The sequence below is a fragment of the Lacticaseibacillus porcinae genome (assembly GCF_003946305.1).
Lineage (GTDB): Bacteria > Bacillota > Bacilli > Lactobacillales > Lactobacillaceae > Lacticaseibacillus > Lacticaseibacillus porcinae.
Genome location: NZ_RHNS01000002.1, coordinates 225544 through 237774 on the forward strand (window position 1 = coordinate 225544; position 12231 = coordinate 237774).

Genomic DNA, 12231 nt, shown 5'->3' on the forward strand with positions numbered 1-12231 from the left:
TTTATGGGCAAACCTTGAACAAAAAAACTCGCGACGTTAATCGCGAGTGTCAAACTTGCCAGCAAGCACCTGATCAAGCACTTGTACGACGCCATATTCATCATTAGAGCCAGTGTGCAAGTGAGCATATGAGGCCATACCAGGGTTGGCATTGGCCATTAAATAGCCGTATTTCACAAAACTCAGCATTTGCGCGTCGTTGAAAGTATCCCCGAAGGCCATCATGTGCTCAGGCGCAATGCCGCGTAATTTGCCGATTTGTGCCATGGCGGTACCTTTGTTGACGTTTTGCGGCATAATGTCGATCCACACTGGACCGGATACCGCTGCAGAGAATTGGTCCCCAAATTGCGGTTGAATGATTTCTGCAAACACGCGTTCGGCATCCCCATTTGGCAGATACAACGTCACTTTATCGGCTTCGCCTTGCCATTGGGTTAAATCATCGAGGTAATCCAAGTTGTGGTAGAATTCACGGTACACCGTATCATATTGACGATCCACTGTTGGTGCAATCGCACCGTTGATGCCACAGATCATTGGGCGAACATCCGTGTGGGCTAACGCGGTTTGGACCATTTGTTGGATTGCTGATTGTGGTAACAAGTTTTTGGCAACGATTTTGCCCCGGTCTGCGATCACCCCGCCGTTATCTGAGATCAAAACCAGTTGATCGGCGTGCTTTGGGAAAATGGCTTTCAGTGTATATAGCGGTCGCCCTGAGGCAATGGCAAATTGAATTCCAGCAGCAGCTAAAGCATCGAGTTTTTGATCAAAATGTGGTGGTAACTCTCCAGCTTCGGTGAGTAAGGTGTGATCCATATCAGTGGCGATTAATTGTACGTCTAGCATCATGTGCTCCTTTACATCAGTCAATCGCCATCATATCACATTATTTAGTTGCGTAAAAGCGGTTCATCAAGGCTTGGATCTTGGCATTTTCTTCCGCACTACCAAACGTTAACCGCAGCCACCCTGGTTTTAAGCCATTGCGCAATAAGAAGCCATGCTGCAACAAGTATTGATGTAAGTCATTGGCTCGTGGCGCTTGAAAGAAAATGAAGTTGGCTTGGCTTTGATCATAGGTGATGCCAGCGTCATCGAAGAACGCTTCGAATTTTTCCCGAGCACTGGCGACTTTCGCTTGCATGGTGGTCACAAACTGCGTGTCATTCAGCGCGGCTAAAGCAGCAACTTGAGAGACACTATTCAAGTTATATGGTAAGCGGACGGCTTGCATCGCTGAGATCAACGCTTTGGGGATGATCGCATAGCCCACGCGCATCGCTGCTAAACCATAAATCTTTGAAAAAGTGCGCATCACCACAATATTGTCGAACTCATTTAACAATTGAATGGCGGAACCATTTTCTTGGGTGACGAATTCCATATAGGCTTCATCGATCATCACTAACACATGCTGCGGTACTTGCTTGAGCAACGCTCGTAAATCAGCGAGTGGCGTGTAAGTGCCAGTTGGGTTGTTCGGATTACACAACCACATTAGCTTCGTTTTTGGGGTGATGGCAGCCACTAAGCCTTGCAAATCGAAGGTCCCGTCTTCTAGTACCGGCACATCGACAATATTAGCCCCTTCGATTTGGCAGTGGAGTTTGTATTCGCCAAATGTTGGCCAAGGTTCGACGACTTCATCACCAACTTCCAAGAAGGTCCGCGCGGTAAGTTCAATCACTTCGTCTAAGCCGCAACCAAATAGTAGCTGTTCAGGATCGACGTTGAGTTTCTCTGCAACAGCCTGACGCAGCGCATTGGCATCCCCGTCTGGATATAGGCGTGTGGTGGTGAAGTCGAAGTTTTGAATGGCTTGTTTCACTGCGGGTGACGTACCGAAAGGATTTTCGTTGGCAGACAAGCGGGTGATTTTTGCCACGCCAGTTTCTTTTTCGAGGTCAGCTAATGGGGTTTCTGGAATGTAAGGATCAAGTTGGGCAATGGTTTTCTTGAGCATAGCAAACCTCCTAAAGTTTTTTGATCGCTGGGCGTTCTTTTAATTTCTTGGCATCGCTTGGGCCGATGCGACTGGCGAGCTCTGTTTGAATTTGATCAACTGTAACCCCGCGTTGCGCCATTAAGACTAAAACGTTATACGCGAGGTCGGCAATTTCTAAAATTAAGTCAGAATCGGAATCGTTTTTGGCAGCGACGATCACTTCTGTTGCTTCTTCGCCAGTTTTCTTTAAGATCTTATCGAGGCCTTTGGTGAACAAGTAATCGGTATAAGAGCCAGGGATGGGATTGGCTTTGCGATCAGCGATCACAGCTTCAAGTTCATGCAACGATTGTTTAGCCATTAAGTTCCACCCCTTCTTTATCGCGATAAAAACAACTGGTGTGGCCGGTGTGACAAGCTGGACCGGCTGGAATCACGTTGATCAACAAACAATCTTCATCACAATCGACAGCAATGCTTTGTACTTGTTGCGTGTTGCCAGAGGTTTCCCCTTTGTGCCACAGCTCTTGTCGAGACCGTGACCAAAACCAGGTTTCACCAGTTTCGTTAGTTTTTTGCCAAGCTTCTTCGTTGAGATAGGCCACCATCAACACTTGCTTGGTGTTGGCATCTTGGACGACAGCTGTCACTAAGCCATCACCTTTTTTAAAATCTAAAGCGATCAACGGACTAACACCCCGTTTTCTTTCAGTTCTGCTTTAACTTCTGGGATCGTCAACTCACCAAAATGAAACACAGAAGCGGCAAGCCCGGCATCGACAGTTGTTTGCGTGAATAAATCAGTGAAATCTTGAATTGAACCGGCACCACCAGAGGCAATGATCGGCACATTCACCGCAGCTGTTAACGCTTGATACAGTTGCAGATCAAAACCAGCTTTGGTCCCATCTTGATCCATTGAGGTGACGAGTAGTTCGCCGGCACCAAGGTCAACGACTTGTTTGGCCCATTCAACGGCGTCCAGATCAACTGGCGTGCGACCACCGTCGATCACGACTTGAAACGAGTCGTCTTTTTTGCGGACATCGATGGCGACGACGATACATTGGCGACCGAATTTTTCAGCGCCTTGGGTGATGAGCTCTGGTTGCCGCACTGCCGCAGAATTTAATGACACTTTATCGGCACCAGCCTTCAATAAAGCTTGCATATCGTCAACGGAATGAATCCCACCACCGACAGTCAGCGGCATGAACACTTGGCTGGCAACAGATTCAATGGTGTCGACCATGGTTTTGCGATGATCAACCGTGGCGGTGATATCTAAAAACACTAATTCATCTGCGCCTTGTTGTTCGTATGCCGCCGCAATTTCTGTAGGGTCGCCAACATCAGTCAAGTCGACAAAGTTGACGCCTTTTTTGACGCGGCCTTGATCCACGTCTAAACATGGAATAATGCGTTTGGTGATCATCTTATCCCTCCATGGCTTTCAAATCCGCTAAGGTGATGCTGCCGGCGGCTAAAGCTTTGCCCACGATTGCAACCGTGATGCCAGCATCTTTAAGCGCCGTTAAATCCTCAGGCTCATGCATCCCGCCAGATGCGACAAAGGTCAACGGTGGAAATTGTTGATGTAAATCTGCCAGCATTTGAACATTTGGCCCACTTAAGGTGCCATCTTTGGCAATGTCGGTGACGATAAAAGTTTGTGCGCCAGCATCTTGCATCGCATCGACCAGTTCAGCACAAGACACATCTGAATCTTCTAGCCAACCTTCTGTGGCGACACGATCATGTAAGGCATCAATGCCGATCACGATTTTGTTAGCCCCGAATTGTTGCAGCGCCGCTTTGGTGAGTTCAGGATCTTTTAACGCCACTGAACCTAAAATCACGCGATCGATCCCTAAAGCTAAATAGTCAGTGATCGTTTGTAGTGTGCGAATGCCGCCGCCAACTTCGATAAATAAATCAGTGGCTTCACGAATTTTTTTGATGGTGACTAAGTTCTTTGGTTCACCAGCTTTGGCACCGTCTAAGTCAACTAAATGCAAATGGGTCAACCCGGCTGCTTCAAAGCTTTGCGCTTGGGTGATAGGATCGGCTGCAATCGTGGTTTTTTGGTCGTAGTCGCCTTGGTACAAACGGACAGATTGACCGTTGATCAAATCAATTGCGGGAAAAATCTGCATCTTCTACCATCTCCTTAAACGCGTTTAAGCCGGCTAAGCCAACCGCACCGCTTTTTTCTGGGTGGAACTGCATCCCCACCACATTGTTTTGTTGAACGATGCTTGGGATCTGCACGCCATAATCGCAAGTCGCCGCAATATTTTTCGCAGCGGTTTGGACATAATAAGAATGTACGAAATAAGTCGCTTCACCATTAAACACCCGTCCGAATCGGTTATTGGTCCGACCATTGTTGGTGTCCCAGCCCATGTGTGGCACTTTTAAACCAGGCTTTTCAGGAATGGCAACAACTGCACCTGGCAATAAGCCTAAACCTTGCGTGTTCCCGAATTCTTCAGAGCGGTCAAACAATAACTGCATCCCCAAACAAATCCCTAACATCGGTTGACCGGCACGCGCTTGTGTTTGTAACACGTCTACCAAGTTGCGCTCAGCTAACGCTTGCATGGCTTTGGCAAAAGCCCCAACACCTGGTAAGATCAGGCCGTCTGCTTGTTTGATCACTTCAGGATCAGCGGTTAAGCAGTTGTCGATACCGAGATGGTCAAGGGCTTTTTTGACATTGCGGACGTTGCCGGTGTCATAATCGATCACTGCAAGCATTAAATCACACCTTTCGTCGATGGAATGCCTTTAACTTCAGGGTTTAAGTTCACCGCAGCACGCAAGGCACGACCGAGAGCCTTGAACAAGGTCTCAATTTTGTGGTGCGTGTTTCTTCCATATAAAACTGTCGCGTGTAAGTTGAATTCTCCGGCAAAAGCGATCGCTTGGAAAAAGTCTTGGGTGACTTCGGTGTCATAGCCGCCGAGCTTCGGGTTATCGAATTCTGCTTCAAACACCAAGTACGCACGACCAGATAAGTCGACGACCACGCGACTCAGGGTTTCATCGAGTGGGACAAAGGCAGTCCCGAAGCGTTCAATACCAGCTTTGTCGCCTAATGCTTGTTTGAAACATTCACCGATGACGATACCGACATCTTCAGTGGTGTGGTGTGGATCGACGTCTAAGTCGCCATCTGCTTTGACCACTAACCCAAAGCGACCGTGTTTGGCAAAAGCATTCAACATATGATCGAAAAAGCCGATCCCAGTGTCGATATCGATGGTTGAATAATCATCTAAGTTTAAGCTGACGTAAATTTTCGTTTCTTTGGTATTGCGAGTGATTTCTGCTGTGCGCATAAGCTGCCTCCTATTTTGCGTCGTCTTCAAAACGAGATTCAATGGCGCGAGCGTGGGCTTCGAGGCCTTCAGTGCGAGCCAATATGGTGATGGCACTGGCTTCTTTTGCTAAGGCTGGTTGGGTGTATTGCACGAATTGGATACGTTTGACGAAATCTTCAACGCCTAGTGGTGAGAAGAACCGTGCTGTCCCAGCAGTCGGTAAAATGTGGTTAGGACCCGCCACGTAATCGCCTAAAGGTTCTGAGGCGGTCCGGCCTAAGAACACTGAGCCGGCGTTTTGAATGCGGTTGAGGTAAGTGATCGGTTCGTCGACTTGGACTTCCAAGTGTTCAGGAGCGATCAAGTTCATTAAATCAAAGGCTTGATCTAAATCTTTGGTGATGGCAATGAAGCCTTCGTTTTCAACCGAAGCGCGAGCGATTTCTTCCCGTGGTAAGGTTTTGAGTTGACGTTCGATTTCTGCGCTGACCGCTTTAGCAACTTCAAGGCTTGGGGTGACGAGCATTGGCCGAGCGAGCTTGTCATGTTCCGCTTGAGATAATAAGTCAGCAGCTAGTTGCCGAGCGTTGGCCTTTTCGTCAGCGATCACACCGATTTCAGAAGGTCCGGCGATCATGTCAATGGCAACTTGGCCGAAGACTTGCTTTTTCGCAGTGGCGACGAAGATGTTCCCAGGGCCCATGATCTTATCCACCCGCGGGATGCTTTCAGTGCCAAAAGCTAATGCTGCGATGGCTTGCGCACCGCCGATTTGGTAAACGGCATCGACGCCTGCGAGTTTTGCCGCAGCCAGTACTGCCGGGTTGATGCCTTCTGGTTGTGGTGGTGTCACCATGACGATGTTTTTAACCCCGGCAATTTTTGCTGGAATGGCCGCCATCATGATCGTGGAAGGATAGGCAGCTGTGCCACCTGGGACGTATAAACCAACTGCGGCTAATGGGGTGAGCTTTTGGCCGCGGATGACACCTAGTTGTTTGGCATCGATAAAGCCGCGGGAGACTTCTTGCTCATGGTAGCTGGTGATGTTTTTCTTAGCCAAGCGCAAGGCGTCGAGTAGTTCTTCAGAACAAGCGTTGTAGCCGGCTTCAATGGTTTCATCAGAAACTCGGAATTCATCGACTTGGGTTTTATCGAATTTGGCGGAATATTCTTTTAACGCTTCATCGCCTCGAGTGCGAACATTGGCAATAATGTCTTGAACTGCCGATTCCACTTCTGGGCGGCTAGCCGCTTGTTGTTCACGTTTGGTAACTTGGTTTTCTAATTCTTCAAATGATCCAGTTAAAATTTTCATAAGGCAGCCTCCTGAATGGCTTGTTGTAATTGTAAAAGCAGTTGTTTGATCTCACCTTGTTTTTGCTTTAAGGCGAGTTTGTTGACGACTAGGTGCGTGGATACTGGCATTAACTCCGCGTAAACTTGCAGGTGATTTTCTCGCAAGGTATCGCCAGTTTCAACGATATCGACGATCGCGTCGGCTAATCCGACTAATGGTGCTAATTCGACTGAGCCTTCAATTTTGATGATTTCAACATCTTCGCCGATCGTGTTGAAGTAGTCTTGAGTGATTTGCGGATACTTGGTGGCGATGATCTTGCGTCGCGCCAGCCCTGGGTCAAAATCTTTGGTTGACGCTAAGACGAAGTGACAACGACCAGTATTGAGATCGAGCATGTCGTATTGTGGATTGCGTTGTTCGACGAGAATGTCTGACCCGACGATTCCCACATCCATCGCTCCGCCGTTGAGATAAGTTAAAACGTCTGGGCCTTTAGCTAAGATCACATGATAGTTGGGATCATCATTGAAAATCAACCGCCGTCCTTTGTTGAGGATCGGGTCAATGTTCATACCTGCGCGTTTGAGTAGTGGTAACACCATTTTTTCGGTGCGGCCTTTGGTTAAGGCAATGTTGATCGTCATTGTGTCACCTCCTGAGTTAAATCAATTAATTTGGCACCGAGACTTTCTGCTTGGGTGCGGGCTTGGCGCAAGTTGTCATATAAACAAAGCGTTGCATTAGGCGTTTGTTGCACCAAGGATTGGGCCTGTGCCCACTGACTTTCGTTGAAAAAGATCAAGGTCGGTTGTGGTTTGGGGGTGTCTGGTAAAGCAAGGCTTAACGCGTCAACATCAAATGAGAAACCAACTGCTGGCTGCAAGGTTTGTTGAAAACTGGATAATAAGCGATCATAGCGACCACCGGAGAACAAGTAATCTGCAGACTGTTTGGCATAAGCGCGAAAAACTAAGCCGGTGTAATAAGGTTGTGGTGTCGGGCTAGATAAGTCGACGGTCAGCTGCAATTGTGGGGCGTTTGTTTGCAGAAATGCCACCGTCGCTTTCAAGTTAGCGACCGCTTGTTGCAAGGCTGGCAGCGCTGGGATCTTGGCTAAGACCTCTGAAGCGTCCCCGAACAACCAAGGCCATTGGGCTAAGAAATCATTTAGCGGGGATGCTGGGAGACGTTTGAGTTGTTCAGCATATTGGGTGAGGTTTTTGGCAAACAAGGCTTGCTTTAGAGTGTCACGGGCAACTTCTGGGAGTTGTTCAAGGACAGTGTCGACGAAGCTGGCGTCTGATAATTCTAAGGTGACGTTTTGAATCCCTAAGTCTTTGCATAAGCCTGCTGCCAGCAACAAACATTCTGCTTCAGCTTTTTGACCAGGATAACCGATAATTTCTACGCCAGCTTGGGTGATTTGGTTGTAGCCGCCTGAGTGCCGCTTTTTGATGCGAAACACATCGCCGACGTAACACCACTTAGTCGGTGGCGTGATCCCAGTGGTACTCATCACCCGCGCGACTGGCAACGTCAGATCAGGTCGCAAAACTAAAGGTTCACCAGATTCTTCTAGGAATTGATAGGCATTTTCTAAAGTTGGTGCCATGGCATCAAACACAGCGCGATATTCCAACACTGGGGTTTTGATCGGGGCAAAGCCGGCTTTAATAAAACGTTGTTGTAAGGTGTTGGTCAGTTGCACTTTTTTTAATGCTAACGGTCCGAATTCATCGCGGGTACCGATGGGTAAGTTGCGTTTGGACATGTGTTTCACTCCTTTTGGTCATGAGGATACAAAAAATCGCCCACGACAAGTCATTAGACTTATCGAGGACGATTCATTCACCGCGGTTCCACCTCTGTTTGTCGCCACTTCACAATGACGACCTCACACTGCCGATCAACAGCGGCCACATGGCGATTGTTGAGGGTAGCTATGATAACGCAATTCCTGCGTGCCCTCCTACTTGATTCAGAAAGCAAGTTCATAGATGTGGACGTGTTGGGTAGCGATCCCTTCTCAGCTAGTGGGACTCTCTTAACACCCTGAACAACACGCGGTTTCTAATCACAACTTCATTTGATTAATGTTTATTTAATATGTCTATCATATTAGCTCATTTTTCGAGGATGTCAAGCACCCAATTTAATTTTTTTCACAAAAAAAGCGCCTGCCGCAGCAGACACTTTGAACCGTTAGCGAACAAACGCCATATAATAGCTAATTGCAGACACACTTTGGGCACTGGCGATACGACCGTCTTGTACCGCTTCAAGCACTTCTTTCAACGGGACGAAGGCGCTGGTAACGAATTCATCTTGATCAAAATGTTTCGCGGCTTTTTTCTCAGGATCAACAGCCGCCAAAAACAAATGCACCACTTCATCGGTCATGCCTTCACTGGAGCGCACGGCACACAGTGGGGTCAAGCTTTGGGCTAAATAGCCGGTTTCTTCTTCCAACTCGCGTTTGGCTGCTTGCTGTGGTGTTTCACCCTCATCGATCAAGCCCGCAGGCAAGGCGTAAGCTTCGGCGTTGATGCCGATACGATATTCGCGATTGATCAAAACTTGATCGTCATCAGTGATCGCAAGCAGCGCCACAGCTGGCGCGTGTTCGATCAAATCACGTTGCACCGTTAACCCATCTGGCGTTTGAACTTGATTGTTGGTGACGTTAAAAATATGGCCGGTGTAGCTGATTTCACTGGATAAAATTTTCCCTTTGGCACTATCAGATTGAATAAACATGTCTGCCTCCAAAAAACAGCCGCTGAACGCGCGGCTGTTCGTCAATTATTTACTTTCGTCTTTGATCCAGCCTAACGCGATCGCGCGTTCACCTAGGTGAGTGCCGATGACCGGACCGAAATAAGAGCGTTCAATGCGTACTTGCGGGAACTTGGCTTGTAGTTCCGCTTGCCAACGGTCACCTTCTTCAGGATCGTTGGCATCGATCACCCAAGCAAGGATCGGATAATCGACGCGTTCAAGTTCTTGGGTAAATAAATCTTCGATCCGTGCGTAGGCTTTTTTCAGCGAACGGATCTTCTCAAAGGCAACGATTTTGTGTGAGTCATCGTCAAAGGTCAGCAAAGGTTTGATCTTAAGCATCCCACCGATAAACCCTGCAGCGTTAGACAAACGCCCACCGCGGACTAAGTTTTGTAAATCGTTGACTAAGAAATATTCGCCGGTGGTCGCCCGTAGTTCATCCATGTGGGTGACGATTTCATCAACGTTTTTACCTTCGGCGGCCATGTGGGCAGCGGTTAAGACTAATTGACCCATTAAGATCACGGTGATCTGAGAATCATACACCACGACATGTGCTGGTTCGAAGTCCGCAGCGGTAGCTTTTAATGTGTTCACGAAACCGGAGATCGTGCTGGCTAAGTGAATACTTAAAATTGTGTCATAGCCTTCATTAGCTAAGTCTTCATAAACCTTCAACACTTCGCCTAAAGGAGGCTGGGAGGTGTTGGGGAAAGTTTTGGCGGTGCGTAATAACTTATAGTAATCTGCAGTTTGAATATCCTTGCCTTCATCGTAAACCGTCCCATCCAAAATCACTGGAATCGGCACGACTTTAATGTGGTTAGCTTGGATCTGTTCTTCAGAAAGATACGCAGTGCTGTCGGTGACGACGGCGATCTTCATGCGGTTCACCCACTTTTCTAGAATTCACTGCATTATCGTACCATATTTTCACAGATTTTTGAATGCAGAGGCGTACTTGTCATAAATGGTATAATAGAAACAGACATTTTTTTACAGGAGGCGCTCATGTCATTTGATGGTATTTTCACCCACGCCATGGCCCACGAACTGGCTGACTTATTAGTCGGTGGTCGGGTCAACAAAATTCAACAACCTTATCCTTATGAAGTGGTGCTCACAATTCGTGCTCGGCGCAAAAACTGGCCGTTGTTATTGTCTGCCCATCCAGAATACGCCCGTGCGCAAATTACGCAAATTCCCTTTGCCAATCCCAAAACTGCAAACACCTTTACGATGACCTTGCGCAAGTACCTAGCCTCGGCCCAATTGATGCGCTTGGCGCAAGTCGATAACGATCGGGTATTGCACTTAGATTTTAAAACGCGCGATGAACTCGGTGATGACTTATCGCTGCGCTTGGTGGTCGAATTCATGGGTCGGCACTCGAATATCACCTTAGTCAATTTGGTGACTAATAAAATCATTGACTTGATCCACCACGTTTCCCCTGATCAAAACCGCTACCGATTGTTGTTGCCTGGAGCTGATTATGTGGAACCGCCAAAGCAAGACAAAGTTGATCCTTTCGTTGACGATACCCGCGGCTATTTGGAACTGATGAAAACCACAGATGTGCCGTTGGCCAAGTTGTTGCAACGGCATTATCAAGGCTTAGCCAGTGATTCCGCTAATGAGTTGGCGGCTCGATTGATGAGTGGGGATGCTGATGCCGCTTGGAATCAGTTTATCGCTGACATCAATCACGCAACCCCAACGATCACGACTGGTGACAAAGTCTATTTTTCAGCGACACCTTATCAGACTTTGGCTGGTGACGTTGAGACTTATCCTACCGCCAGTGAGATGCTGGATGCTTTTTACGCTAAAAAAGCGGAACATGATCGCGTCCGTCAGCTTGGCAGCAACTTGATCCATCCGTTGAAGAATTTGATCGAAAAAGATGAAAAGAAGCAAAAAAAGCTTGCAGCTACATTGAAGTCCACTGAAAAAGCTGATGATTATCGAATTCGCGGGGAGTTGTTGTCAACGTATTTGAATCAAGTGGAACGCGGGATGACTGAAATCACCTTGCCGAACTTCTATGATGACAACAAACCGTTGAAGATCAGTTTGTCCAATGAATTGTCACCGTCGAAAAACACGCAACGCTACTTCACCAAATATCAAAAACTCAAAAATGCTGTGGCCTTCGTACATGAACAAATGGCTGATAACCAAGCAGAATTGGACTATTTGACTGGTGTTATGACCCAAATCGAATTGGCCGCGCCAAAAGATTTGGATGATATTCGCAGTGAACTGCAACAAGGTGGCTTTTTGAAAGTGCAACACAAAGGCAAAAAAGCCCCTAAGCATAAAGTCGCTAAGCCGGAAGAATTCTACGCTAGCGATGGCACCAAGATCCAAGTCGGCAAAAACAATTTGCAAAACGACCAGTTGACCTTACGGACGGCCAATAAATCAGACATCTGGCTCCATGCCAAAGATGTCCCAGGCTCGCATGTCATCATCAGCTCCCCAAACCCCAGCGACAAAACCTTGCTGGAAGCGGCGAACTTGGCAGCTTATTTCTCGAAGTCTCGTGCTAGTGCCAATGTGAAAGTCGATTGGATCGAAGTCAAAAAGATCCGCAAACCAAACGGCGCGCGCCCAGGTTTTGTGGTTTATGAAGGCCAGCGCACTGTGGTGGTGACGCCAGACGAAGAATTAGTCGCCAAATTGCGTCAAAAGCCCACAATGTAACTCTGACGTAACATTATAATCAAAATTAAATATTTTGTTACAGTTTTGCCCCTACTCTTGTCAAGTGAAATCGCTATACTCATGGTAGGAAAAACAATTAGACCCGTAAACTACTTGAGGAGTGAGCATCATCAAAAAATCACAATTAGCATGGCTCTTCA

At 47.5% G+C, this 12231-nt stretch carries 14 protein-coding genes; 1 reads left to right on the plus strand and 13 read right to left on the minus strand.

What is annotated here, in order from left to right; translation table 11 throughout:
• Positions 1-36: 36 nt before the first annotated feature.
• The 13 genes from EKM92_RS03385 to EKM92_RS03445 all read right to left on the minus strand — a co-directional run bounded on the left by EKM92_RS03385 (position 37) and on the right by EKM92_RS03445 (position 10246).
• Positions 37-852, minus strand: coding sequence for an HAD family hydrolase (locus EKM92_RS03385; RefSeq protein ID WP_164509879.1), 816 nt, complete (start codon positions 850-852; stop codon positions 37-39).
• Between the two features lie 40 nt (positions 853-892).
• Positions 893-1969, minus strand: coding sequence for a histidinol-phosphate transaminase (gene hisC, locus EKM92_RS03390; RefSeq protein ID WP_125707877.1), 1077 nt, complete (start codon positions 1967-1969; stop codon positions 893-895).
• 10 nt (positions 1970-1979) lie between these two features.
• The gene (gene hisE, locus EKM92_RS03395) at positions 1980-2312 is read right to left on the minus strand and encodes a phosphoribosyl-ATP diphosphatase (RefSeq protein WP_125707878.1); all 333 of its coding nucleotides are present in this window, start codon (positions 2310-2312) and stop codon (positions 1980-1982) included.
• The gene (hisI, locus tag EKM92_RS03400) at positions 2305-2637 is read right to left on the minus strand and encodes a phosphoribosyl-AMP cyclohydrolase (RefSeq protein ID WP_125707880.1); all 333 of its coding nucleotides are present in this window, start codon (positions 2635-2637) and stop codon (positions 2305-2307) included. The genes hisE and hisI overlap by 8 nt, the downstream gene beginning before the upstream one ends.
• Positions 2634-3386, minus strand: a complete 753-nt coding sequence (gene hisF, locus EKM92_RS03405; RefSeq protein ID WP_125707882.1) for an imidazole glycerol phosphate synthase subunit HisF — start codon at positions 3384-3386, stop codon at positions 2634-2636. Before hisF ends, hisI begins: the two co-directional genes overlap by 4 nt.
• Before the next feature lies 1 nt (position 3387).
• Complete coding sequence (gene hisA / locus EKM92_RS03410; RefSeq protein ID WP_125707884.1) at positions 3388-4107, minus strand: 1-(5-phosphoribosyl)-5-[(5-phosphoribosylamino)methylideneamino]imidazole-4-carboxamide isomerase; 720 nt, start codon at positions 4105-4107, stop codon at positions 3388-3390.
• Complete coding sequence (hisH, locus tag EKM92_RS03415) at positions 4085-4711, minus strand: imidazole glycerol phosphate synthase subunit HisH (protein ID WP_125707886.1); 627 nt, start codon at positions 4709-4711, stop codon at positions 4085-4087. Before hisH ends, hisA begins: the two co-directional genes overlap by 23 nt.
• Positions 4711-5295, minus strand: a complete 585-nt coding sequence (gene hisB, locus EKM92_RS03420) for an imidazoleglycerol-phosphate dehydratase HisB (RefSeq protein WP_125707888.1) — start codon at positions 5293-5295, stop codon at positions 4711-4713. The genes hisH and hisB overlap by 1 nt, the downstream gene beginning before the upstream one ends.
• 10 nt (positions 5296-5305) lie before the next feature.
• Positions 5306-6595, minus strand: a complete 1290-nt coding sequence (hisD, locus tag EKM92_RS03425; RefSeq protein ID WP_125707890.1) for a histidinol dehydrogenase — start codon at positions 6593-6595, stop codon at positions 5306-5308.
• Positions 6592-7224, minus strand: coding sequence for an ATP phosphoribosyltransferase (gene hisG / locus EKM92_RS03430; RefSeq protein ID WP_125707892.1), 633 nt, complete (start codon positions 7222-7224; stop codon positions 6592-6594). The genes hisD and hisG overlap by 4 nt, the downstream gene beginning before the upstream one ends.
• Positions 7221-8351: an ATP phosphoribosyltransferase regulatory subunit gene (locus tag EKM92_RS03435; RefSeq protein WP_125707894.1), complete on the minus strand. Its 1131-nt coding sequence runs from the start codon at positions 8349-8351 to the stop codon at positions 7221-7223. Before EKM92_RS03435 ends, hisG begins: the two co-directional genes overlap by 4 nt.
• A gap of 431 nt (positions 8352-8782) precedes the next feature.
• A complete protein-coding gene (locus tag EKM92_RS03440) occupies positions 8783-9337 on the minus strand; it encodes an NUDIX hydrolase (RefSeq protein WP_125707896.1) in 555 nt (184 codons plus the stop codon).
• A 45-nt stretch (positions 9338-9382) separates the two neighbouring features.
• On the minus strand, positions 9383-10246 hold the full coding sequence (locus tag EKM92_RS03445) for a DegV family protein (RefSeq protein ID WP_125707898.1): 864 nt from the start codon (positions 10244-10246) through the stop codon (positions 9383-9385).
• 126 nt (positions 10247-10372) lie between these two features.
• Here EKM92_RS03445 and EKM92_RS03450 point away from each other — a divergent pair, with 126 nt between their 5' ends.
• Complete coding sequence (locus tag EKM92_RS03450) at positions 10373-12070, plus strand: NFACT RNA binding domain-containing protein (protein ID WP_125707900.1); 1698 nt, start codon at positions 10373-10375, stop codon at positions 12068-12070.
• Positions 12071-12231 lie beyond the last annotated feature (161 nt).